Origin of the sequence: Streptomyces sp. NPDC050085, from assembly GCF_044460595.1 — a bacterium.
Taxonomy (GTDB): Bacteria; Actinomycetota; Actinomycetes; order Streptomycetales; family Streptomycetaceae; genus Streptomyces.
This window is the reverse complement of the sequence record NZ_JBITJZ010000003.1, coordinates 1-23,991: the sequence shown is the minus strand read 5'-3', so window position 1 is coordinate 23,991 and position 23,991 is coordinate 1. Positions and strand designations below refer to the sequence as shown.

The following is a 23,991-nucleotide window of genomic DNA, read 5'->3' as shown; positions in this document are numbered from 1 at the left end:
CGTATGCCTAGGCCGCGCAACGCTCCCGCTCCTCACGTTCGAGCGCGCGGGCGTCCAGGTCACGGCTCTCCAGCTCCTCACGGAGCCGGGCCAGGGCCCGGTGCAGCGTGCTCTTCACGGTTCCGGCCGACATTCCGAGAGCGGCGGCCGTCTCCTCTGTGGACATCTGCTCCCAGTGTCGCAGCACCACGACACTGCGCTGCTTCGGAGCCAGCACCTTCATCACGTCCATCAGCAGGGCACGGTCCGCGTGCTGCTCCGTGGAGTCGTCCACGACGGACTCCGGCAGCTGCTCGGTCGGCACCTCGTCCAGCTTCCGCGCCCGCCACCACTCGGTCCGCGTGTTGATCATGACCCGACGCAGGTAGGCATCGGCGAGCCGCTTGTCCGCTATGCCGTCCCAGCGCCCGTACGTCCGCACGAGCGCGGTCTGCAGCAGGTCCTGGGCGTCGACGGGGTCCGGGACCAGTCGCCGGGCGCTGCGCAGCAGAGCGTCCTGCCGCGTCCTGACGTACTCCTCGAACTCGAGCACCTCGCCGCCGTGCGCCATGATCAACCGCCTCCCGTTTTCTGCCAGTCCCCGTTTGTGTGTCCGCACCGGTCGTGTGCGGCTACGAGGAAAAAGCTACGGAGGCGTTGTCACGGCGTTGTCCGCTCCAGCCTTCGACGAACGCACGGCTGTCCGTCGGTTGTGTAACGAACCTGGGGGCAGCCGTGGAAGAGCCTGAGAAACAGGGCCGGTTCAGCTCGTCGGCAACCGGTAGAGCCCGCCCGCGAGCGGCTCCACCAACCCGTCGCTGACCAGCCCGTCCAGCGCACGGGCCCGCTGCACCGGCTCGTCCCATACGCGGTCCAGCGCGGCCTGCGGAACCGGAGCGACCGCCTCCCGCAGGACGGCCAGCAACTTGCCGCGCACCTGACGGTCCGTCCCGGCGTACGTCTGCCCGCGCCGCGCGGGACCGTCGTGCGCGGGCTTGCCGGCGAGCCGCCACGCGCACATGGCGGCGATCGGACACCGATGGCACTGCTCGTTCTTCGCGGTGCACACCAGAGCGCCCAACTCCATCGAGGCGGCGGCCCACTTGGCGGCGACGCCCTCGTCCTCGGGCAGCAGCGCGCGGGCCAGCTTGCGCTCGGCGGCGGTGGTGGCGTTCGGCGGGTACTGGGCGCCGGCCACCGCGCGGGCCAGGACCCGCCGCACGTTCGTGTCGAGCACGGCGTGCCGCTGTCCGTACGCGAACGAGGCGACGGCCGCGGCCGTGTACTCGCCGATCCCGGGCAGCGCGAGCAACTGCGCATGGCTCGTCGGCACGTCGCCGCCGTGCCGTTCCGTTATGGCGACGGCGGCACCGTGCAGGCGCAGGGCGCGGCGCGGGTAGCCGAGCCGGCCCCAGGCGCGTACGGCCTCGCCGGGTGCTTCCTTGGCGAGGTCCGCGGGGCGCGGCCACCGGGCGATCCACTGCTCGTACACGGGCAGGACCCGGCTCACCGGGGTCTGCTGGAGCATGAACTCGCTGACCATCACGCCCCACGGGCCTGCGTCGGGGCGGCGCCAGGGCAGGTCTCGGGCGTGGTCGTCGAACCAGTCGATGACGGGTTCGTGAAGATCGGAGCGGCCGGGGACGTTCTCGGGGGTCTTCGTGAGCGCAGTCATGGCACCCCAAATCCTGCCACGCCGACGCTCCGCTGAGCGCGCACCGCCCTGGGGCCTGTTCCTGCGGTGAGCCGGGGGTACGGGTTTCTGACCGGGGTTGGGCTGGGCGCCTGTTTGAAAGGTGACCCGGCGCTTGTGTCTTCGACCGGGGTCGGGCTGGGCCCTTGTTGTATCGCGCACCCGGCGCTCGGGGGCCGCCTTGCCCACCCGTGCCGCCCCAAGGCGGCAGACTGCCCAAGGCGGGGGCGGGGTGACCGGATGCCCAGGGGCGGGGGCGCCCCGCAGCCGGAGGCGGGGCGGGCGCAGCCCGCATCGAAGGGTGCGGTCCCACCGGCGGTTGGCCGCTCGGCGACCTGAGGGGACGTGTCGGGGTGCCCCCGCAGGACACCGCAGGGACCGTACCCGGGATGCCGCGCCGTAGGCGCACGAGCAGCAGTAACCGGAGCCCGGCCGAGGAGGTACCCCGACACGGCCCCGCCCCACGACGAAAGCAACAGCGCACCGAACCCGGCCAAGCCCCACAACCCCTGACGATCGGCAGGGGCAGGGGGGTCGTGGGCGCTTGTACCGTCGGTGGGGTGACCATCCGACGCCGAGCAGTCCTCGCGGATCTGGCGCTCTGGGCTGCGCTGGCCCTGCCGGTGCTCGCCGTCCGGCAGCTGCGTCTGCACGAACCCGGCCCCGCCTGGCAGCAGCTCACCGGCCTCGCCGTACTCGCCGCCGCCACCGCGGCACACCGCCGCCACCCCGCCACCGCCTTCGTCCTGGCGGCCACCCCGGCCCTGGCCATCGCGTCGTCCCTGTTCACCCTCTCCTACGGCCCCGCCCTCGCCGCCTTCGCGTACCTGATGGGCCTGCGCTCCCCGGCCGTACGCCCCGCCCTGCTCGCCTTCGCCGCCCTCGCCACCACCGGCACGGCCAAGATCGTCCTCCGCCAGGTGGACCCGGCCGCGGAGTGGCTCGTCCTCATGGGCACGCTCCTGTTCGGCGCGGTCTTCCCCTGGCTCATCGGCCGCTACTGGCGCCAGAGCCGCGAACTGACCGCCGCGGGCTGGGCCAGAGCCGAGCAACTGGAGCGCGAGCACCGCATCGTCGCCGACCGGGCCAGGCTGCGCGAACGGGCCAGGATCGCCCAGGACATGCACGACTCCCTGGGCCACGAACTGAGCCTGATCGCCCTGCGCGCGGGCGCCCTCCAGGTCACCCCGGGCCTCGCCGACAAGCACCGCACGGCCGCGGCCGAACTCCGCTCCGCCGCCTCCGACGCGACCGACCGGCTGCACGGCATCATCGGCCTGCTGCGCGAGGAGGACGACGAACAGGCCCCGCTCGCCCCACCCGGCGAGAGCATCGCGGACCTCGTGGAACGGGCGGCGGGTTCGGGCCTCCCGGTCCGCCTCCTCGGCACCCCGGCCCCCACCGACCGCACCGCGCACCGCACCGCCTACCGCGTCGTCCAGGAAGCCCTCACGAACGCCGCCAAGTACGCGCCGGGCGCCCCCGTCACCGTAGAGGCGACGGACACGACGCTCACGGTCACCAACTCCCGCCCGCCACACGCACCCCCGCCCGGGGACGGCACCGGCAGCGGCACAGGGCTCCTGGGCCTGCGCGCGCGGATCACCGCACTCGGCGGCACCTTCGACGCGGGCCCGCACAAGGGCGGCTTCCGGGTCAGGGCCCACCTGCCCGCACCAGGCACGACGCCGCCCCCCGCGCGAAACGGCGCGGGCTTCGTGCAGGCCCGCCGCACCGCAAGACGCCGCGTGGGCCTGGCGTTCGGCGCGGCGGCGGTCGCGGGAACCGTGCTGATCGGCGGGGCGTTCACCTGGTACGCGTACTCGAAGACCCACGCCGTCCTCACTCCGCACGCGTACGCGCAGCTGCGCATCGGCATGCCCCTGGCCGACGCGGAGCCGAGCCTGCCCGAGCGCGAGATCAGCGACCCGCCCGTCGAGCGCGCCCCCACGCCACCGCCCGCGCACGCGGACTGCCGCTACTACCGGGCGAGCGGCGAACTCTTCGTGACCGTCGACCACTTCAGGCTCTGCTTCGACACGACGGGCACGGACCACGAACTGGTCGACAAGGCCGTCATCCCCAAGGCGGGCACGTCGGACCAGGTGCAGGAGGAGGAACGGGAATGGGCGCGATGACAAGGATGACAAGGACGGGAACGGGCGCGATGAGAAGGATGACAAGAACGGGAACGGGCGCTGTGAAGTGGGCTCGGTGATCAGGGTCCTCCTCGCCGACGACGAGGCGATGGTCCGCGCGGGCGTCAGCGCGATCCTCGCGGCGGGCGGCGACTTCGAGGTCGTCGCCGAGGCCGCCGACGGCCGCGAGGCGGTGACGCTCGCCCAGGCACACCGCCCCGACGTGGCCCTGCTCGACATCCGCATGCCACGCCTGGACGGCCTCGCGGCGGCCGAGGAGATCACGGCCACGGTGCCGGGCACGGCGGTGGCGATGCTGACGACGTTCTCCGAGGACGCGTACGTCGCGCGGGCGCTCGGCGGCGGCGCGACCGGCTTCCTGCTCAAGTCGGGCGACCCGCACGAACTGATGGCAGGCGTAAGGGCGGTGGCCGACGGCGCCGCGTTCCTGTCGCCGAAGGTGGCCCGGCACGTCATCGACGGCCTCGGCGGCGGCCGCCTCACGCGCGAGGCCTCGGCCCGCAGCCGCGTCGAGTCGCTGACGCCGCGCGAGCGCGAGGTCCTGGCCCTGGTCGGCGCGGGCCTGTCGAACCCGGAGATCGCCGGGCGCCTGCACCTCGTGGAGGGCACGGTGAAGGCGTACGTCAGCGCGGTCCTCGACCGCTTGGAGGTCAAGAACCGCGTACAGGCGGCGATCGTGGCGTACGAGGCGGGCTTGCTGACGTAGTGCTGAGCTGATGTCAGGAACCGCCTCGCGCCGCCCCGTTCACCGCTGGTGCGCCCCGTTCAGCGCCGGTGCGCCCCGCCCCCGGACGGCCCGGGCCCCGCGAACCACCGCGCGAGCCCGTTCCCCGACCCCCGCATCGCCTCCGCGACCCGCGCCCCCGGACGCGTACACAGTCGTACGACGACGAGGGCGACCAGCGTGCCGAGCAGCAGGCCGACGGCGACGTCGTGCGGGTAGTGGACGCCTACGAAGACGCGCGAGAACGCCATCAGGATCGCCATCGGCACGGTGAACCAGCCGATCTTCGGCCAGGCGAGCGCGAGCCCGACGGCTGCCGCGGCGGCGATCGTGGCGTGGTTGCTGGGGAACGACCAGTCGCCGTAGGCCGGGCAGTCCACCAGTGACGGCAGCGCGCCAGAGACGGCCCGGCAGGGGCGTTCCTCGTCGATCCCCGATTTGATCAACTCGCTGCACACGTACGCCACCGCGGTGGCCAGCGGCGCGAGCACCGCGACGGCGAGGGCCCGCGGGTCGCCGCGCCGCGCCCGCCACCAGGCGGCGACGAAGAGCACGGCGAACAGCAGCAGCCCCAGTTCCGTCCACACCTCCATCAGGTGCTGGAACCACGAAGGAGTGTCGTGGGCGAATTCGGTGATGTCGCGATAGAGATCGGAGTCGATGGTTCCCATGGTGACGGACAGTACGCAATCACCGGGGGCCGTCACATCCCGCGATGGTCGCGACCCGCACCTGACGAAAGACAGGGGTCAACGGGCCGCCCGCGCCCTGCGCGACCACTGCACGACGCCTGCGCGTGATGATGATCCGGAAAACTTGATGGGCGAGGCGGCGGGTGGGGACCGGACAACGGCCCGATCTCTCGTAAGGTTTGAGCCGTGGGATCTCTGCGCAATCCGATCGGGCCGCTTCCCTCCTCCATCTACTGGCGTAGGAGGGTCGTTCTGGCGTCCGTCGTCGCGCTCCTCGCACTGCTGGTCGTATGGATCGTCAACTTGGGCGGTGGCGGCGGGAAACCCGGCGCCGACGGCTCCAACGGCAAGCATCCGACCGACGCCATCACGCCGGGTCCGTCCGGCACGGGCCCCGCGATCAGCGAACACCCGGGCGGGCGCGACGAGTCGGGCGGTTCGGCATCGGGTGACGGCTCGTCCTCCGGTTCCGGCGACGGCTCGGGCGACTCCGCGGGATCCGGCTCCGACGACTCGGCGGGCGGCGACGCGGGCGACGGCAGCGGCACCTCGTCCGGCGACCAGGTCCCGGCGGGCTCGAGCCTGCCCGACTGCACGGCGGGCGGGGTGAGTCTCGCGGTGCGCAGCCTGCACAACTCGTACGCGCCCGGGGACAAGCCCCAGTTCGAACTGGCCGTCAAGAACACGACGGACAAGACCTGCAAGGTCGACCTCGGCGCGAAGACCGCGGTCGTGACGATCACCAAGGCGGACGGCGACACGAAGTACTGGTCGTCCGAGGACTGCCCGGCCGGGTCCGGCAGCCTGCTGCTCCGGGTTCCCGCGGGCGGCAAGGTCACGCACACGCTGACGTGGGACCGCAGGCCGAGTGCTCCGCAGTGTGCGACTCCGCCCGCGGGGTCCGCGGGGCCGGGGACCTACCTGGTCGAGGTCAAGGGGGCCCAACTGGCCGGGACCCAGACGTCGTTCGTGCTCAAGGCGGACTAGAGGCGGGCCAGTGGGGTGAGCCCGGGCCGGGCTCACCCGGGCTGGATCTGCTGGATCTGCTGGGTCTAGACGTACCGCTCCAGGATCGAAGACTCCGCCAGTCGTGACAGGCCCTCGCGCACGCTGCGCGCCCGCGCCTCGCCCACCCCGTCCACCGTCTGCAGGTCGTCCACGCTCGCGGCGAGCAGCTTCTGCAGGCCGCCGAAGTGCTCCACCAGGCGGTCGATGATCGCGCCGGGCAGCCGCGGGACCTTCGCGAGCAGCCGGAAGCCGCGCGGGGAGACCACCGAGTCCAGTGCCTCGGGGGAGCCGGTGTAGCCCAACGCCCGCGCCACGATGGGCAGTTCGAGCAGTTCGGCGTGGGTGAGGGAGTCCAGCTCGGCCAGCGCCTCGTCGACCGTGCGGGACCGCTTGGCCGTGGGCTCGGGCACGTAGTCCCGGACGACGAGCTCGCGCTCGGGCTCGACGCCGGCGATCAACTCGTCCAGCTGCAGCGCCAGGAGCCGCCCGTCCGTGCCCAACTCGACGACGTACTCGGCGATTTCGGTGGCGATGCGGCGCACCATTTCCAGGCGCTGCGCGACCGCGGTGACGTCGCGGACCGTGACCAGGTCCTCGATCTCCAACGCCGACAGCGTGCCCGCGACCTCGTCGAGGCGGAGCTTGTACCGCTCGAGCGTCGCCAGGGCCTGGTTCGCACGGGACAGGATCGCCGCCGAGTCCTCCAGGACGCGGCGCTGTCCGTCCACGTACAGGGCGATCAGGCGCATCGACTGGGAGACCGAGACGACGGGGTAGCCGACCTGCTTGCTGACCCGGTCCGCGGTGCGGTGGCGGGTGCCGGTCTCCTCGGTGGGGATCGTCGGGTCCGGGACCAGCTGGACGCCGGCCCGCAGGATCTTGTCCAGGTTCGACGAGACGACGATGCCGCCGTCGAGCTTGCACAGCTCGCGCAGGCGCGTGGCCGTGAACTCGACGTCGAGGACGAAGCCGCCCGTGCACATCGACTCGACCGTCTTGTCGGAGCCGAGGACGATGAGCCCTCCCGTGTTCCCCCGGAGGATGCGCTCGAGGCCGTCGCGCAGGCCGGTACCGGGCGCCACCGCGCTCAGTGCGGCGCGCATCAGCGCGTCCGCACCGGAGCTCCCCGAGGACTTGCCGGGAGCTGCCGCCCGGTCATTGGCTGCCACTGCACTCCTCCGGATCGCAGACTCTTCAGGCGCCGCCCTGGAGTCCGTCGCGTTCGTACGCACGGGCGAGACCAGGGCAAAGTCTACCGGCGCTCCTCCGTCTCCCGTGGGGCCTCTCGGCGACGGCTCTTCGGCAGCACCCGCAGCGCGTCCCCTATATCGGCGACTTCCAGGACCTTCATACCGGGCGGGATCTTGCCGGGGTCGCCCGGGACCAGGGCGTGCGTGAACCCGAGCCGGTGCGCCTCGGCGAGCCGGCGCTGGACGCCCGTGACCCGTCTGACCTCGCCCGCGAGGCCTACTTCTCCGATCGCCACCAGGTTCTTCGGCAGCGGGGTGTCGCTCGCCGCGCTCGCCAGGGCCAGCGCGATGGCGAGGTCCGCGGCCGGCTCGGAGAGCTTCACGCCGCCGACCGTCGCCGAGTAGATGTCCCGCTTGCCCAACGCGCTGATCCTGCCGCGCTGTTCGAGCACGGCCAGCATCATCGAGACGCGGGAGGTCTCCAGGCCCGAGGTGGTGCGCCGGGGGGAGGGGATCTGCGAGTCGACGGTGAGGGCCTGCACCTCGGCGACGAGCGGGCGGCGGCCCTCCAGGGTCACCGTCAGACACGTGCCGGGCACCGGCTCGTCGCGCCGGGTCAGGAACAGGCCGCTCGGGTCGGCCAGGCCCGTGATGCCCTCGTCGTGCAGCTCGAAGCAGCCGACCTCGTCCGTCGTCCCGTACCGGTTCTTCACGCCGCGGACCAGGCGCAGGCGCGCGTGGCGGTCGCCCTCGAAGTTCAGGACGACGTCGACCAGGTGCTCCAGGAGGCGCGGGCCCGCGATCGTGCCCTCCTTGGTGACGTGGCCCACGAGGAGGGTGGACATGCCGCGCTCCTTGGAGGCGCGGATGAGGGCCCCGGCCACCTCGCGGACCTGGGCCATGCCGCCGGGCGCCCCGTCGATCTCCGGAGAGGCGACCGTCTGGACGGAGTCCATGATCAGCAACGACGGCTTCACCGCGTCCAAGTGCCCGAGAACGGCGGAGAGATCGGTCTCGGCCGCCAGGTACAGGTGGTCGTCGATGGCGTGGATGCGGTCCGCGCGCAGCCGCACCTGGGACGCCGACTCCTCGCCCGTCACGTACAGCGTCTTGTGCTCCTCGCTCGCCGACTTGGCGGCGACGTCGAGCAGCAGCGTGGACTTGCCGACGCCGGGCTCGCCCGCGAGCAGCACCACCGCGCCGGGGACGAGGCCGCCGCCGAGCACGCGGTCCAGCTCGGGCACGCCGGTGGAGCGGGCCGTGGCCTGTCTGCCGTCGACCTCGCCGATGGGCACGGCGGACGTCGTGACGCGGCCGGGGGCCGTCGTGCGCACCGCGGGCGCGCCGTACTCCTCGATCGTCCCCCACGCCTGGCACTCGGCGCAGCGGCCCAGCCACTTGGCCGTCTGCCAGCCGCACTCCGTGCAGCGGTACGACGGACGGTCCTTCGCGGATTTCGTGCGGGCAGCCATGGACGGAACCGTAACCGCCGCCACTGACAATCCAGGCGGCGCGATCGCCGACGGTCGCCCCGCGTAGCCGCACTGGCCACGGAATATGAGGTTCCTGTCCCCTTTTGAGGGATCGTTTCACCCGTAAGGATTAAAAGTGCTCAAGGGGGCGGAAGGGGCCCATGCCCGCCGCCTACGGTCGCACGGGTGATGAGCAGCAGGCCGGAATCCCCCACGCACACCACCGGCGCACACCGGGCGCACCGCGCCGGGGCGAGGCGGTCGGTACCGCGCGCTGTGCCGCAGCGCCCGCCCGCTCGCTACGAGCCGTATCTGGACGGCCTGTTCACGTACTGCCTCTCGGTGCTCTGCGACCACGAGGAGGCGACCGCCGCTCTCGGTGACGCCCTCGCCCTCGCCGAGCGCCGCGGCTCGCGCGCCCCCGACGCCGAAGGGGACCGCAGGGCCTGGCTGTACGCGCTCGCCCGCTGGTCCTGTCTGCGCCGCCTGGCCGAGGCCAAGCGCAGGCGGCAGGGGGCGCACGCCACCGGCAGGAGCGCCCCCGAGCCCGCGCCGAGCCCCGCCTCCGAGGACGCGCTGCTCAAGGAGGAGCGCCGCCGCCAACTCGCCCTGCTCGCCTGGCCGGAGGCCGCCGGCACCACCCCCGAGCAGCGCGAGGCGCTCGAACTGGCCGTGCGGCACCAGCTCCCCGCGCGCGAGGTCGCCGCCGTCCTCGGCACCGACCCCGGCATCACGCGCGAACTGCTGTCGGCCGCGGCCTGCGAGGTCGAGCGCACGCGCGCGGCCCTGGCCGTCGTCGAGACCGGCACCTGCCCCGCCGTCAACCGGCTCACCGGCGACAACCAGCTGCTCCTGTCCGCCGCCCTGCGCCGTGAGCTCGTCCGGCACGTCGACGACTGCCCGCGCTGCCGGCGCACCGCCGAGCGCGCCGTCCCCGGCGCCTGGCCCGGCACCTCCGTGACGCCCGCCGCGCTGCCCCTCGTCGAGGCCCCGCGCCCGGCCCTGCACCACGCGATGCACGCCCCGCACCCCTCCGGCGCGCCGCGCTTCGACCGGAGCGGCTTCCCGATGGACCCCAAGGACCGCGCGGCCCGGCGCGACCGGCTGCGCGCGCGTGCCGTGACGACCACGGTGGTCGCCACCGTGGTCGCCGCCCCCGTGCTCGCCCTGTGGGCCGCCTACAGGGGGGCGCCGCACACCGGAGAGGGCACGGACGGGCGCACGATCAGCGCCGGCGAGCTGGGCGGCCCCGACGGCATGAGCGGGGAGCACGCGGGAGACGCGTACGAGAACGCAGGCAACGCCAGCACCACCCCCGACCCCCGCTTCACGGCGGGCAGCCGCTCACCCGACGTCTCCGTAGAGGTGATTTCGCCGCCCACGCGCGCGGGGACGGGCCCCGGCCGGCTCACCGTGGAGGCACAGCCCAGTGGCGACACGACGCTCATCACGCTGACGGCGTCCGGGAGTTCGGCCGTGCACTGGTCCGCGTACACCGGAGCGGACTGGCTGTATCTGAGCAGCTCGTCGGGAACGCTGCAGCCCGGTGAGTCGTTCACGATCCAGGTGTACGTCGATCACGACCGCGAACCGGAGGGGCACTGGGGCGCGCGCGTCGCCATCGACCCGTCCGGTGCTGTCATCTCCATTGAGGGGTACGGGAGTTCGGGCCATGGCCATCCCGGCCCCGGGCCTGGTACGGGCGGCCCCGATCCGGATCCGACGCCGTCCGACTCCGCGCCCTCCGCGCCCTCTACGCCGACCGATCCGAGTACCGGCCCGAGCGATCCGGCCACCCCTACGGACCCCGACCCCTCGACGTCCGAGCCCGAACCGACGCCGAGCGACTCCACGCCCGCGCCCTCGGACTCGACGGGGTCCGGGGACCCGACGTCGCCGCCGCAGTCCCCGTAAGCCGTCGGTGTGTTCTCAGACGTTCGGGTCCGCCGGGTGCGGGGCGACGAGGGGCAGGCCCTTGGGCAGGGCGGCGAGGCGCTCCTCGCACAGCTCGACCAGCTTGTCGTAGCCGGCCTGACCCATCAGCTCGGTCAGCTCCGGGCGGTACGAGACGTAGACCGGGTCGCCCGCGCCGTGCGCCGAGGTCGCCGACGTGCACCACCAGTGCAGGTCGTGGCCGCCGGGGCCCCAGCCCCTGCGGTCGTACTCGCCGATCGAGACCTGCAGGATGCGGGTGTCGTCGGGGCGGTCGATCCACTCGTACGTCCGCCGGACCGGCAGCTGCCAGCACACGTCCGGCTTGGTCTCCAGCGGCTCCCGGCCTTCCTTGATCGCGAGGATGTGGAGCGAGCAGCCCGCGCCGCCCTTGAAGCCGGGGCGGTTCTGGAAGATGCACGAGCCGTTGTACGGGCGGGTCTGGCGCTCCCCGTCCTCGTCCTTCGACACCCAGCCGGTCTCCGTACCGACGTCGTGGTGCTGCCAGATGTCGGGAGTCAGCCGCGCGACGTATCCGGCTACGCGCTTCTCGTCGTCCTCGTCCGAGAAGTGCGCCCCGAGCGTGCAGCAGCCGTCGTCCGCGCGGCCCGCCTGGATGCCCTGGCAGCCGCTGCCGAAGATGCAGGTCCAGCGAGAGGTCAGCCAGGTCAGATCGCAGCGGAAGACCTGCTCGTCGTCCGCCGGATCCGGGAACTCGACCCAGGCGCGCGGGAAATCGATCCCCTTCTCGTCCGAGGACGGCGGCCGTGACTGTTGCGCCTGCTGCGCCTGCTGCTTCTGCTGCGTTTGCTGAGTCTGCTGGTTCGTCTGCTTCTGCTTTGCCTGCTTCGTCTGCTTTGCCGACTTGGACTTCTTGTCGCTCTTGTCGGCCTTGGCCTTTTTCGTCTTTGGCACGGCTCCAGAGTACGGGCGTCGCGGCTCCCGGGAGGACTCCCGCTGCCCTCTCGGCGCAGAGGCGGTCGCGTGGGCGCAGTAGCGTTCCCTATATGAGACTCGGTGTCCTCGACGTGGGTTCGAATACGGTTCATCTGCTCGTGGTGGACGCGCACAGGGGTGCCCGTCCGCTGCCCGCGCACTCGCACAAGGCCGAGCTGCGACTCGCCCAACTCCTCGACGAGCGCGGGGCGATCGGGCCCGAGGGCGTCGAGCGGCTGGTCGGCACGGTTCGGGGTGCCCTGGAGGCCGCCGAGGACAAGGGGGTCGAGGATCTGCTGCCGTTCGCCACGTCCGCCGTGCGGGAGGCGAGCAACGCGGACGAGGTGCTGGCCCGGGTGAAGGCCGAGACCGGGGTCGAGCTGCGGGTGCTGAGCGGGGCGGAGGAGGCGCGGCTCACGTTCCTCGCGGCGCGGCGCTGGTTCGGCTGGTCCGCGGGCAAGTTGCTGGTGCTCGACATCGGTGGCGGCTCGCTGGAGATCGCGTACGGGATCGACGAGGAGCCCGACGCGGCGGTGTCGCTGCCGCTCGGGGCCGGGCGGTTGACGGCCGCGTGGCTGCCCGCGGATCCGGCGGAGCCGGAGGATGTGCGGGCGTTGCGGCGGCATGTGCGGGCGCAGATCGCGCGGACGGTGGGGGAGTTCAGCCGGTTCGGGGCGCCCGACCATGTGGTGGCTACGTCGAAGACGTTCAAGCAGTTGGCGCGGTTGGCCGGGGCGGCGCGCTCGACCGAAGGGCTTTATGTCCAGAGGGAGTTGAAGCGGAAGTCGTTGGAGGACTGGGTGCCGAGGCTGGCGGCGATGACGGTCGCGGAGCGGGCCGAGCTTCCCGGGGTCTCCGAGGGGCGGGCGGGGCAGCTCCTGGCGGGGGCGCTCGTCGCGGAGGGGGCGATGGACCTGTTCGGGGTTGAGACGCTGGAGGTCTGTCCCTGGGCCCTGCGGGAGGGCGTGATTCTGCGCCGACTCGATCACTTGCCGGGGGTGTGAGGTCCTGGCTGGGTCGGTGGGCTGTTGCTCTGGTGGTGGGGCCGGGGGGTTGACTGCTGATACCCGGCCGGGTTCGATGCGCTGCCGGTCTGATGGTGGGGCGGGGTTGGGCTGCTGATACCCGGCCGGGTTCGTTGCGCTGCCGGTCTGATGGTGGGGCGGGGCCGGGCTGCTGATATCCGGCCGGGTTCGGTGCGCCGTCGCTGGGATCGTGGGGCGGGGCCGTGTCGGGGTACCTCCTCGGCCGGGCTCCGGTTACTGCTGCTCGTGCGCCTACGGCGCGGCGTCCCGGGTTGGGTGCCTGCGGTGTCCTGCGGGGGCACCCCGACACGTCCCCTCCCGTCGTCGAGCGTCTGACCCCCGGTGGGGCCGCACCACCGGTCCGGGCTGCGCCCGCCCCGCCTTCGGCTGCGGGGCGCCCCCGCCTCTGGGTATCCGGTCACCCCCGCCCCCGCCTTGGGCAGTCTGCCGCCTGGGGCGGCAGGGTGGGCAAGGCGGCCCCCGAGCGCCGGGTGCGCGATACAACAAGGGCCCAGCCCGACCCCGGTCGGAGACACAAGCGCCGGGCAACCGTTCAAACAGGGGCCCAGCCCGACCCCGGTCGGAGACACAAGCGCCGGGCAACCGTTCAAACAAGGGCCCCGTCCCGACCCCGGTCGAAGACTCGAACTCCGGGTGACCGTTCAAACAGGGGGCCGCCCCCACCCCGGTCGAACCGACACCGCGTTCCGGCCAAGCCTCCGAGGCCCCCAGGGACCACCTCCCCGTGGTCGCGCGAGGGACCGTACTCTGTGTCCGTGGCAGAACCAGTGGTGCGCATCCCGGATGCGAAGGTCGCCCTGTCCACGGCCTCCGTGTACCCGGAGTCGACAGCAACGGCCTTCGAGATCGCCGCGCGCCTGGGTTACGACGGCGTAGAGGTCATGGTGTGGACCGACCCCGTCAGCCAGGACATCGAGGCGCTGCGCCGGCTCAGCGACTACCACCAGATCCCGATCCTGGCCGTACACGCGCCGTGTCTGCTGATCACGCAGCGGGTCTGGTCGACCGACCCCTGGGTGAAGCTGCAGCGCGCGCGAGCCGCGGCGGAGAAACTCGGGGCGTCGACCGTGGTCGTCCATCCCCCCTTCCGCTGGCAGCGCCAGTACGCCCGGGACTTCGTCAGCGGCATCTGGCGCATGGCGGACGAGACGGATGTGCGGTTCGCCGTGGAGAACATGTACCCGTGGCGCTACCGGGACCGGGAGATGCTCGCGTACGCCCCCGACTGGGACGTCACGAAGGACGACTACCGGCACTTCACGGTCGATCTCAGCCACACCGCGACGGCCAGGACCGACGCGATGCAGATGATCGACCGGATGGGCGACCGCCTCGGTCACGTCCACCTCGCCGACGGGAACGGGTCGAACAAGGACGAGCACCTGGTCCCCGGGCGCGGCACCCAGCCCTGCGCCGAGTTGCTGGAGCGCCTCGCCACCAGCGGGTTCGACGGCCACGTCGTCATCGAGGTCAACACACGCCGCGCCATGTCCAGCGCAGAACGCGAGGCCGATCTCGCCGAGGCCCTCGCCTTCACCCGCCTGCATCTCGCCTCGGCGGTCCGGGTCCCGCGTTCATGAGCGAGCCCGTACGACGGCGCGGCCGCCCCGCCCGGGCGGAGCACGCGGACGGCCCCGGCACCCGGGACCGCATCCTCGCCGCGGCGCGGGTGGAGTTCGCCGAGCGCGGCTACGAGAAGACCTCGGTGCGCGGCATCGCCAAGGCCGCCGGGGTCGACTCCGCCCTGGTGCACCACTACTTCGGGACCAAGGAGCAGGTGTTCGCCGCGTCGATCGAGGTGGCGTTCGCGCCCGCGCTCGATGCTCCCGCCGCGGTCGAGGACGGCCCGCTGGACGACGTGGGGGAGCGCCTGACCCGGTTCATCTTCGGCATCTGGGAGAACCCGGCGACCCGCGCCCCGCTGCTCGCCATCGTGCGCTCGGCGGTCAACAACGAGGCGGCGGCCGCGGTCTTCCGCAAGCTCATCACCGCCCAGTTGCTCGGCCGGGTCGCCCGCCGCCTCGACGTGCCGGACGCGGAGGCCGACCTGCGGGTCAGCCTGGCGGCGGCCCAGCTGGTGGGCACCGCCATGCTGCGCTACGTGATCAAGGTGGAGCCCCTGGCATCGGCCGAGCCGGAGGACGTCATCTCCCGGATCGCGCCCGTGGTGCAGGGGCATCTGACTGGCCGGACCTGAGACGGCCGTCCCGCAATCCGGACACCCTGTCCGGATCTTGGAGCCGCGGCGTACGCTCGTACACGGTCTTCACCGACCTACGCAGTCAGCCCTACGCAGTCATTCCGAACTGCCCGAAGGAGCGAGCGACGATGCCCGAGCTGAGGTCCCGCACAGTCACCCACGGCCGCAACATGGCGGGCGCACGCGCCCTTATGCGCGCCTCCGGTGTACCCGGTGCGGACATCGGCCGGAAGCCGATCATCGCCGTCGCCAACTCCTTCACCGAGTTCGTCCCCGGCCACACGCACCTGGCACCCGTCGGCCGCATCGTCAGCGACGCCGTGCGCGAAGCGGGCGGCATCCCGCGCGAGTTCAACACCATCGCCGTGGACGACGGCATCGCGATGGGCCACGGCGGCATGCTGTACTCCCTGCCGTCCCGCGATCTGATCGCCGACTCCGTCGAGTACATGGTCGAGGCCCACTGCGCGGACGCCCTCATCTGCATCTCGAACTGCGACAAGATCACCCCCGGCATGCTGATGGCGGCGCTCCGCCTCAACATCCCGACGGTCTTCGTCTCCGGCGGCCCGATGGAGGCCGGCAAGGCCACCCTCGTCGACGGCACGGTCCGCAAGCTCGACCTGGTCAACGCGATCAGTGACGCGGTGAACGAGAACATCTCGGACGAGGACATCCTCCGTATCGAGGAGAACGCCTGCCCGACCTGCGGCTCCTGTTCCGGCATGTTCACCGCCAACTCGATGAACTGCCTGACCGAGGCCATCGGCCTCTCCCTGCCGGGCAACGGCTCGGTGCTCGCCACGCACACCGCCCGCAAGGCCCTGTACGAGCGCGCGGGCGCGACGGTCGTCGAGCTCACCAAGCGGTACTACGACGAGGACGACGACTCCGTCCTGCCGCGCAGCATCGCCACCCACGCGGCGTTCGAGAACGCGATGGCGCTCGACATCTCCATGGGCGGCTCCACGAACACGATCCTGCACCTGCTCGCCGCCGCCCAGGAGGCCGAGGTCGGCTACGACCTCACCGACATGGACGCCGTCTCGCGCCGCGTCCCGTGCCTGGCCAAGGTCGCCCCGAACGCGGCGCCCACGACCACGTACTACATGGAGGACGTGCACCGCGCGGGCGGCATCCCGGCCCTCCTCGGCGAGCTCTACCGCGGCGGTCTGCTCAACGAGGACGTGCACACCGTCCACAGCCGCTCGATCAAGGAGTGGCTCGACACCTGGGACATCCGCGGCGGCAGCGCCAGCGACGAGGCCGTCGAGCTGTGGCACGCGGCCCCCGGCTGCGTCCGCTCCGCCGAGGCGTTCTCCACCTCCGAGCGCTGGGACACCCTCGACACGGACGCGGCGGGCGGCTGCATCCGCGACGTCGCCCACGCGTACTCCAAGGACGGCGGCCTCGCGGTCCTCAAGGGGAACCTGGCGGTGGACGGCTGCGTCGTGAAGACCGCCGGCGTCGACGAGTCCATCTGGACCTTCGAGGGCCCGGCCGTCGTCTGCGAGTCGCAGGAGGAGGCCGTCGAGAAGATCCTGCTCAAGCAGGTCAAGGAGGGCGACGTCGTCGTCATCCGCTACGAGGGCCCCAAGGGCGGCCCCGGCATGCAGGAGATGCTGTACCCGACCTCGTACCTGAAGGGCCGGGGTCTGGGGAAGGCCTGCGCGCTGGTGACCGACGGCCGTTTCTCCGGCGGCACTTCGGGCCTGTCCATCGGCCACGCCTCGCCCGAGGCGGCCGCGGGCGGCACGATCGCGCTCGTCGAGGACGGCGACCGCATCCGCATCGACATCCCGAACCGCACCATCGAACTGCTCGTCGCGGACGAGGAGTTGGCGGCCCGCCGCGACGCTCTCGACGGGGTGTACGCGCCGAAGAACCGTCAGCGCAAGGTCTCCGCGGCCCTGCGTGCGTACGCGGCGATGGCCACCAGCGCCGACAAGGGCGCGGTCCGCGACGTCTCGAAGCTCGGCTGAACCACCCTCCGGACAAAGGGCCTACCAGTCTTCGGGGTGGCTTCCGTCCACCCCGAAGACCGTCCCGTCCGGCGCGCTCGCGTACACCCGCCCGTCGGCCACGACCGGCACCGGCAGTCCCGGCACCACCCGGTCGTGCCGGGCGGCCGGACGCAGCCGGGTCTGCCCGAGGGCCGTGCCGGTGCGCAGGTCCGTGGCGATGAGGCGGCCGTCGGGGGACGTCACGTAGACCCGGCCGCCCGTGTCGACCGCGGGCGCCGAACCCCGGCTCACCGACGTCTCCGAACGCCACACCTGCTTGCCCGACACCAGATCCTGCGCCACCAGGGCCCCGCCCGCGGCCAGCAGATAGGCCTTGCCCTGACGTACCGTCACTGCTGCATCGGACAGCGGCAGTTGGAGCGGTACGCGCCGTGCGGCCGCTCCGTCCTTCACTCGGTGCCCGACCAGCGCCACGGCCCGGTTCTCCGTGTCGAGCCGCGTGCACCACAGCACCCCGTCGGTCACCCCGACCGGCGTCACCGAACCTGCTGACCGCTGCTGCCAGCGGACCGTGCCGGTCCGCGGATCCACCGCGGTCACCACGGAGTCCACGCCGTCCGCCGCCACCGTCGTCGCGTAGGCCAGGTCCCCACCCACGTACGAGAGCGCCGGCTGGTCCAGTCGGAGCGGGCGCTGCCAGCGCTGCTCGCCCGTCGCGCCGTCGACCGCGGTCACCGTCCCGTCGGGCGCGGCGAGCAGCACGGTGTCACCCACCGGCTGCACCTGCCCCTGGTACGCCGAGATCCCCATCGACCAGCGCGTCCTGCCCGTCGCCGGGTCGAGCGCGAGGAGACGGGAGCTGTCCGGCGTGACGACCTGGAGCAGGCCGCCCGACAGGACCGGCGCGGGCGCGGGTGCGTCACCTGCCGTGCCCTCCGCCGCCTTGCGCAGCCACAGCACCGTGCCGTCCAGCGGATCGACGGACGCGGCGAGCACCCCGGGCGCGGTGCAGAGCAGGGCCTTCTTCCCGTACGAGCACACGGGCGCGGCCCCCGAACCGAGCAGCCGGTTCCAGGCGTGGAACGCGCCGGGCGCGGCGGCCGGTGTCTCCTGCCCGCCCGCGCTGTCGTCGGCGGTCGGCAGCAGGACCGGAGTCAGCGCGAGCGCCCCGGCAAGGACCAGGGCACCGGTGAGCGCGACGGCGACGCGACGGCTGATGCGGATCCGGGACCGTACCGGTTCCGGTTCGGGTTCGCTTTCCGGTTCCGGTTCCGGTTCCGTCTTCACTGAACTACCCGGCACACCCGCGGACTTGGACGCCTCCCACAACGGCTCCGACGGCTCCCGCTGCGCAGGTATGAACGCCCCGGACGTCGTGGCGTCGAACGCCTGCGTGTCGTAGCGCCCCGCCATCCGGCGCACCTCGGCCATCAACTCGTCGGGCGTCGGCCGGTCCTCCGGCTCCTTGGCCAGACAGCGCAGCACCAGCGGAGCCAGCTCGCCGGGCACCCCGGTCACATCGGGCTCGTCGTGCACGACCTGGTACGCGACCAGGTACGGGCTGTCGGAGTCGAAGGGCCCGCGCCCGGTCGCCGCGTGCACCAGGACCGAGCCGAGCGCGAACACGTCGGCGGCCGGGCCGACTTCGCGCGGGCGACGGAACTGCTCCGGTGCCATGAACGGCGGCGTACCGATCAACTTGCCGGTCTCCGTGCGCAGTTCACTGTCCTTCGGCCGCGAGATCCCGAAGTCGATCACCTTCGCGCTGTCCTCGGCGAGCAGTACGTTGCTCGGCTTCAGGTCGCGGTGCACGACCCCGGCGCGATGGATGTCCCGCAGCGCCTCGGCGAGCCCCGCCGTGAGGTGCCGCAGCTGTGCGGGCGTCAGCGGCCCGTTCCGCTTGACGTGGTCGGCGAGGGTGAGTCCCGGGATGAACAGCGTGGCCATCCAGGGCCGTTCGGCATCCGGGTCGGCGTCCACGACGGGCGCCGTGAAGGCCCCGCTGACCCGCCGCGCGGCCGCCACCTCCTGCCGGAACCGCCCCCGGAACTCGGGGTCCCGCGCGAACTCGGCGTGCACCACCTTCACCGCGAGGGGCAGCCCCGCCGCCGACCGTGCCAGATGGACGACTCCCATGCCGCCCGCGCCCAGACGTTCCTCGAGCCGATAGTGCCCGGCATACTCCGGAAGTTCCGCTTCCGCACCGGGTCCGCTCCTTGGCCGAGACGGCATGTCCACCCCCGTGGATCTCTGTGCACGCGCGAAGCACGGAGCCTAGTCGATGGTTCGTACGAGACAGGCGAGGCTTGCTAGCCTCCGAGCCGAACGCGAACCGGCTCGGCCAAGCTGAGCACAGTGATTTCAACGGGACCTCAACGAACGCTGAACGAGGCCCCGTTCGACGGGGGAGCCCACCACATGAACGCAGATGGCATAGCAACGAGCACGGCAGCGACCACGTACCCGGTCGCCCCCGGCTACAACGTGAACGTACGCAGCGGCCCCGGCACCCAGTACCGCCTGATCCGCAAGCTGCCCCTGGGCGCGCGCGTCACGATCGGCTGCCAGAAGCCGGGCGAGACGGTCACCGGCCCGTACGGCACCACGAAGATCTGGGACTGCATCGGCGCGGGCGAGTACATCTCGGACGCGTACGTGAAGACGGGCAGTGACGGCTACGTCGCACCCCGCTGCTCCTGAGCCCGCCCGAGCCCGCCTGCCCGAGGACACCGCCCGCCCCGGTGATAATCGAAGGGTGAGCGACGAAACCGGCACCGGCACCCCCAGCACCACGCCCGCCCCCGGCCCCCGCCCCGAAGAGATCCGTTTCTTCGGGACGACCTGGCTGGACCACAGCGGGAACTACGCGCTGCGCCGCGTCGGCGTCGGCATCGGCGCGCTCGTCGCCGCCGCGGCGGGCTGCTTCGTGCTGCGCTTCGCGTACCAGGGCCTGGCGATCGCGGACGTCGGCTCGTTCGTGAACGTCCTGGTCGTCGTCATGTTCGCCGTGTGCAGCGCCTTCGCCTTCAGCCGCACCCTGTCGGGCTTCTCCGAGCGCCCCGACCCGGAGCGCCAGGCGTCCCTGCGCGGCTTCCTCGCCATCGGCTTCGTCGGCGTCCTGGTCGCGTACGCGCTGCGCTGCCTGACGGAGGCCCCGGGCGAGAAGCTCCGCAGGAAGGAGTACGAGACCGCGGTCGAGCAGTACGAGCGGCGCACCACCCGGCGCACGGGCAACCCGTCGAAGAAGGCCGCGGCCAAGAAGAAGCGCAAGGCCTGACGGCCCCCTGACAGCCGGTCCCGCCCCGGTCAGGATGGGGCCATGACGGACGATCCCCGGGGCGCCGACTTCGCCCTCTCCTTCGACTCGGTCGCCGCCGAGTACGCCACGGCCCGGCCCAGCTACCCGCCCGCGCTCTTCGACGCCGTCGAGGAACTGGCGGGCCTGCCGCTCCAGGGCGCCCGCACCGTCGACGTCGGCGCGGGCACCGGCATCGCCACCCGCCTGCTGCGCGAGCGCGGCGCCGACGTCATCGCCGTCGAACCGGGCCCCGGCATGGGCGCCCAGCTCCGCCGTGACCTGCCCGACGTCCCCCTCCTGCGTGCCCTCGGCGACGCGCTCCCGCTCGCCGACGCCACCGCCGACCTCGTCACGTACGCCCAGTCCTGGCACTGGACGGACCCGGCCCGCTCGGTCCCCGAGGCGCTGCGCGTCCTGCGGCCCGGCGGCGCCCTGGCCCTGTGGTGGAACGTGCCCGACCCGGACGTCGACTGGACCTCCGCCCAGGAGGCCCGCCTCCAGGACCGCCTGCCCGGCTACCACCGCCACGGCATATCCGCCGACGCCTCCCGCATCATCACCGAGCTCGGCCTCACCTCGGCGCCCGTGCCCGCCTTCCGCACGCTGCACTGGACCCGCCGCATCACCGTCGACCAGCACCTGGCCCACCTCGCCAGCCGCTCCTACTTCGTCGTGATGGGCCCCGACGCGTCGAAGCCGGTCCTGGAGGACGAGCGAGCCCACCTGCTGCGCCACTTCCCCGACGGCATGGTCGAGGACGCGTACGCCGTGCACCTCACGGTGGTCCGACGCCCTTGACGGGTCCTGCCCCCGGGAGCAATATTCATCATGTGATGAATAAAACCTCGGGCTCTCCTGAAGAATCCGCCAGGGAACCCGTCACCACCGGACCTGCCGCCACGGGACCCGTCACTACTGGTCCCGCCGTCCACGCCGCGGGCCTCACCGTCGTCCGAGGCCCGCGCGCCGTCCTGCGCGGCCTGGACTTCACCGTCCCGCGCGGCCGGATCACCGGCCTGCTGGGCCCGTCCGGCTGCGGCAAGTCGACCCTGATGCGCGCCCTCGTCGGCACCCAGGCCAAGGTCACCGGCACCCTCCAGGTGCTCGGCCGCCCCGCGGGTCACCCGTCCCTGCGCTCCCGCGTCGGCTACGTCACCCAAGCCCCGTCCGTCTACCTCGACCTGACGGTGCGTCAGAACATCGACTACTTCGCTGCGATCCTCGACCCGGGACGCGCCGCGGCCGAGCGCCGCCGCACGGACGTCGACCGCGTCCTCACCGACGTAGACCTCGCATCCCACGCCGACGCCCTCGCCGGAAACCTCTCCGGCGGCCAACTCGGCCGCGTCTCCCTCGCCGTCGCCCTCCTCGGCACCCCCGAACTCCTCGTCCTCGACGAACCCACCGTCGGCCTCGACCCGGTCCTGCGCCGAGACCTGTGGAACCTCTTCCACGACCTCGCCACCACCCGCGGCACCACCCTCCTAATCTCCTCCCACGTCATGGACGAGGCCGAGCGCTGCCACCGCCTGCTCCTCATGCGCGAGGGCGAACTGCTGGCCGACGACACCCCCGACGCCCTGCGCGACAGCACCGGCTCGCCCACGGTCGAAGGCGCCTTCCTCCACCTCGTGGACGCGGCGAACGCCACCCACTGAAGTCCGACGAGCCCGACGGGACGGACCGACCGCCATGAACACCCACCGCACCACCGCCACCGCGACCCGCGTCCTGCGCCAGCTCCGCCACGACCCGCGCTCGATCGCGCTCATGCTCCTGGTCCCCTGCGTGATGCTGCTCCTCCTGCGCTACGTCTTCGACGGCAGCCCGCAGACCTTCGACTCCATCGGCGCCTCGCTCCTCGGCATCTTCCCGCTGATCACGATGTTCCTGGTGACCTCGATCGCCACCCTGCGCGAACGCACCAGCGGCACCCTGGAACGCCTCCTCGCGATGCCCCTCGCCAAGGCCGACCTGATCGCGGGCTACGCCCTGGCCTTCGGCGTGCTCGCCGTCATCCAGTCGGCCCTGGCCACGGGCCTCGCACTCTGGGTCCTCGACCTGCACGTCACGGGCTCCGCCTGGCTCCTCCTCCTGGTGGCGCTCCTCGACGCCCTGCTCGGCACGGCCCTCGGCCTCTTCGTCTCGGCCTTCGCGGCATCCGAGTTCCAGGCGGTCCAGTTCATGCCGGCGGTGATCTTCCCCCAGCTCCTGCTGTGCGGCCTGTTCACCGCCCGCGACAAGATGCAGCCCGTCCTGGAGGCGATCTCGAACGTCCTCCCCATGTCCTACGCGGTCGACGGCATGAACCAGGTCCTACGCCACACGGACCTCACCGCGACCTACCTCCGCGACGCCCTGATCGTCGCGGGCTGCGCCGTCCTCGTCCTGGCCCTGGGAGCGGCCACCCTGCGTCGCCGCACGGCCTGACCCCGTCCGACCGGCGGACACCCCGGCGGGGCGGGGCCGACCCGGTGCGAGGATGCCTCCATGAGCCAGACGAGCCAGCAATCGCGCCACAAGGTCGCCGTCCTCGGCACGGGCAAGATCGGTGAAGCCCTGCTCAGCGGAATGATCCGCGGCGGCTGGGCCCCGGCGGACCTCATGGTCACGACCCGCCGCCCGGAGCGCGCCGAGGAACTCCGCACCCGCTACGGCGTCACCCCGGTGACGAACCAGGAGGCGGCCAAGCAGGCGGACACCCTGATCCTCACGGTCAAGCCCCAGGACATGGGCACGCTCCTCACGGAACTGGCCCCGCACGTCCCGGCCGGCCGCCTGATCATCAGCGGCGCGGCCGGCATCCCGACCACCTTCTTCGAGGAGAAGCTGGCACCGGGCACCCCCGTGGTCCGCGTCATGACGAACACGCCCGCCCTGGTCGACGAGGCGATGTCCGTCATCTCGGCAGGCACCCACGCCACGGCGGCCCACCTCACCCACGCCGAGGAGATCTTCGGCTCGGTCGGCAAGACGCTCCGCGTCCCGGAGTCCCAGCAGGACGCCTGCACGGCCCTGTCCGGCTCGGGTCCCGCCTACTTCTTCTACCTGGTCGAAGCGATGACGGACGCCGGCATCCTGCTCGGCCTGCCCCGCGACAAGGCCCACGACCTCATCGTCCAGTCCGCCATCGGCGCGGCCACGATGCTCCGCGACAGCGGCGAACACCCGGTCAAGCTCCGCGAGAACGTCACGTCCCCCGCGGGTACGACCATCAACGCCATCCGGGAGCTCGAGAACCACGGCGTCCGCGCCGCCCTCATCGCCGCCCTCGAAGCGGCCCGCGACCGCAGCCGCGAACTGGCCTCCGGCAACAACAGCTGACCCGCCGCACGGCCCGGGGCTGAAGTTGACACGCACCGGGCTGATCCGTAGTGTTCTCCGAGTTGTCCGGCGTGAGCGCCGACCCCGGTCGGTCCCCGGACAGCCATTCCGCAAGACCACTCAATCGCCTGACGGCTTATGCACATCTGTCGTCATGCCGTTTGCGCGCGCTTTTGCGAAATGAGGAATCCACGTTCGAAAGAGCGGGACCCCGATTAGGTCGGGGGCCAGGAATCCGCTAACGTCTCACTCGTCGGAACGGCCCAACAGCCGGGAAGACAAAGCCCCCTGACTGGGAATCAGGCCCGAAAGGATCTGATAGAGTCGGACTCGCCGGAAAGCCGAAAGGCCGGAAAGCGAAGCAAGACCCCGAG

The 23,991-nt window shown here is 72.2% G+C and carries 21 protein-coding genes; 14 read left to right on the top strand and 7 right to left on the bottom strand.

All coding sequences use genetic code 11. The features are described from left to right. Positions 1-7: 7 nt before the first annotated feature. On the bottom strand, positions 8-550 hold the full coding sequence (locus ACIBUY_RS12585) for a SigE family RNA polymerase sigma factor (protein ID WP_365567490.1): 543 nt from the start codon (positions 548-550) through the stop codon (positions 8-10). A 192-nt stretch (positions 551-742) separates the two neighbouring features. Then, positions 743-1,654 (bottom strand): A/G-specific adenine glycosylase, encoded by a 912-nt coding sequence (locus ACIBUY_RS12580; protein WP_365567488.1) that lies wholly within the window; start codon positions 1,652-1,654, stop codon positions 743-745. Positions 1,655-2,232: 578 nt separating this feature from the next. Between ACIBUY_RS12580 and ACIBUY_RS12575 the strand changes: the two genes are divergently transcribed. Both ACIBUY_RS12575 and ACIBUY_RS12570 read left to right on the top strand, forming a co-directional pair. After that, positions 2,233-3,810, top strand: a complete 1,578-nt coding sequence (locus ACIBUY_RS12575) for a sensor histidine kinase (protein WP_399152542.1) — start codon at positions 2,233-2,235, stop codon at positions 3,808-3,810. Between the two features lie 76 nt (positions 3,811-3,886). Beyond that, positions 3,887-4,537, top strand: a complete 651-nt coding sequence (locus ACIBUY_RS12570; protein ID WP_365567484.1) for a response regulator transcription factor — start codon at positions 3,887-3,889, stop codon at positions 4,535-4,537. Positions 4,538-4,596: 59 nt separating this feature from the next. On the opposite strand, the gene ACIBUY_RS12565 is transcribed toward ACIBUY_RS12570, so the two are convergent. After that, positions 4,597-5,226 carry a phosphatase PAP2 family protein gene (locus ACIBUY_RS12565; RefSeq protein ID WP_365567482.1) on the bottom strand — a complete coding sequence of 210 codons (630 nt, stop codon included), beginning with the start codon at positions 5,224-5,226 and terminating at the stop codon, positions 4,597-4,599. A 207-nt stretch (positions 5,227-5,433) separates the two neighbouring features. On the opposite strand from ACIBUY_RS12565, the gene ACIBUY_RS12560 reads away from it, so the two are divergent. Next, positions 5,434-6,234, top strand: coding sequence for a hypothetical protein (locus tag ACIBUY_RS12560; RefSeq protein WP_399152541.1), 801 nt, complete (start codon positions 5,434-5,436; stop codon positions 6,232-6,234). A gap of 65 nt (positions 6,235-6,299) precedes the next feature. On the opposite strand, the gene disA is transcribed toward ACIBUY_RS12560, so the two are convergent. Both disA and radA read right to left on the bottom strand, forming a co-directional pair. Further along, positions 6,300-7,424: a DNA integrity scanning diadenylate cyclase DisA gene (gene disA, locus ACIBUY_RS12555; RefSeq protein WP_365567478.1), complete on the bottom strand. Its 1,125-nt coding sequence runs from the start codon at positions 7,422-7,424 to the stop codon at positions 6,300-6,302. An 83-nt stretch (positions 7,425-7,507) separates the two neighbouring features. Beyond that, a complete protein-coding gene (gene radA / locus ACIBUY_RS12550; RefSeq protein ID WP_365567476.1) occupies positions 7,508-8,917 on the bottom strand; it encodes a DNA repair protein RadA in 1,410 nt (469 codons plus the stop codon). 186 nt (positions 8,918-9,103) lie between these two features. Between radA and ACIBUY_RS12545 the strand changes: the two genes are divergently transcribed. Then, positions 9,104-10,831, top strand: coding sequence for a hypothetical protein (locus tag ACIBUY_RS12545; RefSeq protein ID WP_399152540.1), 1,728 nt, complete (start codon positions 9,104-9,106; stop codon positions 10,829-10,831). 15 nt (positions 10,832-10,846) lie between these two features. On the opposite strand, the gene ACIBUY_RS12540 is transcribed toward ACIBUY_RS12545, so the two are convergent. Then, on the bottom strand, positions 10,847-11,764 hold the full coding sequence (locus ACIBUY_RS12540) for a hypothetical protein (RefSeq protein ID WP_399152539.1): 918 nt from the start codon (positions 11,762-11,764) through the stop codon (positions 10,847-10,849). A 92-nt stretch (positions 11,765-11,856) separates the two neighbouring features. Between ACIBUY_RS12540 and ACIBUY_RS12535 the strand changes: the two genes are divergently transcribed. The 4 genes from ACIBUY_RS12535 to ilvD all read left to right on the top strand — a co-directional run bounded on the left by ACIBUY_RS12535 (position 11,857) and on the right by ilvD (position 17,013). After that, the gene (locus ACIBUY_RS12535) at positions 11,857-12,789 is read left to right on the top strand and encodes a Ppx/GppA phosphatase family protein (protein ID WP_365567470.1); all 933 of its coding nucleotides are present in this window, start codon (positions 11,857-11,859) and stop codon (positions 12,787-12,789) included. Positions 12,790-13,586: 797 nt separating this feature from the next. Beyond that, positions 13,587-14,411 carry a sugar phosphate isomerase/epimerase gene (locus ACIBUY_RS12530; RefSeq protein ID WP_365567468.1) on the top strand — a complete coding sequence of 275 codons (825 nt, stop codon included), beginning with the start codon at positions 13,587-13,589 and terminating at the stop codon, positions 14,409-14,411. Next, positions 14,408-15,028, top strand: a complete 621-nt coding sequence (locus tag ACIBUY_RS12525; RefSeq protein WP_365567466.1) for a TetR family transcriptional regulator — start codon at positions 14,408-14,410, stop codon at positions 15,026-15,028. Before ACIBUY_RS12530 ends, ACIBUY_RS12525 begins: the two co-directional genes overlap by 4 nt. A 131-nt stretch (positions 15,029-15,159) precedes the next feature. After that, positions 15,160-17,013 (top strand): dihydroxy-acid dehydratase, encoded by a 1,854-nt coding sequence (gene ilvD, locus ACIBUY_RS12520; protein ID WP_365567464.1) that lies wholly within the window; start codon positions 15,160-15,162, stop codon positions 17,011-17,013. A 21-nt stretch (positions 17,014-17,034) separates the two neighbouring features. Here ilvD and ACIBUY_RS12515 read toward each other — a convergent pair whose 3' ends face one another. Beyond that, positions 17,035-19,227: a serine/threonine-protein kinase gene (locus tag ACIBUY_RS12515; protein ID WP_399152538.1), complete on the bottom strand. Its 2,193-nt coding sequence runs from the start codon at positions 19,225-19,227 to the stop codon at positions 17,035-17,037. A 186-nt stretch (positions 19,228-19,413) separates the two neighbouring features. Between ACIBUY_RS12515 and ACIBUY_RS12510 the strand changes: the two genes are divergently transcribed. The 6 genes from ACIBUY_RS12510 to proC are packed head-to-tail and all read left to right on the top strand — an operon-like array spanning position 19,414 to position 23,617. Then, entirely contained in the window at positions 19,414-19,695 is a 282-nt protein-coding gene (locus ACIBUY_RS12510) for an SH3 domain-containing protein (RefSeq protein WP_365567460.1), read from the top strand. 55 nt (positions 19,696-19,750) lie between these two features. After that, on the top strand, positions 19,751-20,272 hold the full coding sequence (locus tag ACIBUY_RS12505) for an EamA/RhaT family transporter (RefSeq protein WP_365567458.1): 522 nt from the start codon (positions 19,751-19,753) through the stop codon (positions 20,270-20,272). A gap of 42 nt (positions 20,273-20,314) precedes the next feature. Beyond that, positions 20,315-21,091, top strand: coding sequence for a class I SAM-dependent methyltransferase (locus tag ACIBUY_RS12500; protein ID WP_365567456.1), 777 nt, complete (start codon positions 20,315-20,317; stop codon positions 21,089-21,091). A 35-nt stretch (positions 21,092-21,126) separates the two neighbouring features. After that, positions 21,127-21,951: an ABC transporter ATP-binding protein gene (locus tag ACIBUY_RS12495; RefSeq protein WP_399152537.1), complete on the top strand. Its 825-nt coding sequence runs from the start codon at positions 21,127-21,129 to the stop codon at positions 21,949-21,951. 34 nt (positions 21,952-21,985) lie between these two features. Further along, a complete protein-coding gene (locus ACIBUY_RS12490; RefSeq protein ID WP_365567452.1) occupies positions 21,986-22,723 on the top strand; it encodes an ABC transporter permease in 738 nt (245 codons plus the stop codon). A gap of 60 nt (positions 22,724-22,783) precedes the next feature. Further along, on the top strand, positions 22,784-23,617 hold the full coding sequence (gene proC / locus ACIBUY_RS12485; RefSeq protein ID WP_365567450.1) for a pyrroline-5-carboxylate reductase: 834 nt from the start codon (positions 22,784-22,786) through the stop codon (positions 23,615-23,617). The last annotated feature ends 374 nt before the right edge of the window (positions 23,618-23,991 follow it).

Bases quoted from the DNA above. Each gene is read 5' to 3' on its own strand.
- ACIBUY_RS12585 (WP_365567490.1), bottom strand. From the start codon at position 550: ATGGCGCACGGCGGCGAGGTGCTCGAGTTCGAGGAGTACGTCAGGACG.
- ACIBUY_RS12580 (WP_365567488.1), bottom strand. From the start codon at position 1,654: ATGACTGCGCTCACGAAGACCCCCGAGAACGTCCCCGGCCGCTCCGAT.
- ACIBUY_RS12565 (WP_365567482.1), bottom strand. From the start codon at position 5,226: ATGGGAACCATCGACTCCGATCTCTATCGCGACATCACCGAATTCGCC.
- radA (WP_365567476.1), bottom strand. From the start codon at position 8,917: ATGGCTGCCCGCACGAAATCCGCGAAGGACCGTCCGTCGTACCGCTGC.
- ACIBUY_RS12535 (WP_365567470.1), top strand. From the start codon at position 11,857: ATGAGACTCGGTGTCCTCGACGTGGGTTCGAATACGGTTCATCTGCTC.
- ACIBUY_RS12525 (WP_365567466.1), top strand. From the start codon at position 14,408: ATGAGCGAGCCCGTACGACGGCGCGGCCGCCCCGCCCGGGCGGAGCAC.
- ilvD (WP_365567464.1), top strand. From the start codon at position 15,160: ATGCCCGAGCTGAGGTCCCGCACAGTCACCCACGGCCGCAACATGGCG.
- ACIBUY_RS12515 (WP_399152538.1), bottom strand. From the start codon at position 19,227: ATGCCGTCTCGGCCAAGGAGCGGACCCGGTGCGGAAGCGGAACTTCCG.
- ACIBUY_RS12510 (WP_365567460.1), top strand. From the start codon at position 19,414: ATGAACGCAGATGGCATAGCAACGAGCACGGCAGCGACCACGTACCCG.
- ACIBUY_RS12500 (WP_365567456.1), top strand. From the start codon at position 20,315: ATGACGGACGATCCCCGGGGCGCCGACTTCGCCCTCTCCTTCGACTCG.
- ACIBUY_RS12495 (WP_399152537.1), top strand. From the start codon at position 21,127: ATGAATAAAACCTCGGGCTCTCCTGAAGAATCCGCCAGGGAACCCGTC.
- ACIBUY_RS12490 (WP_365567452.1), top strand. From the start codon at position 21,986: ATGAACACCCACCGCACCACCGCCACCGCGACCCGCGTCCTGCGCCAG.
- proC (WP_365567450.1), top strand. From the start codon at position 22,784: ATGAGCCAGACGAGCCAGCAATCGCGCCACAAGGTCGCCGTCCTCGGC.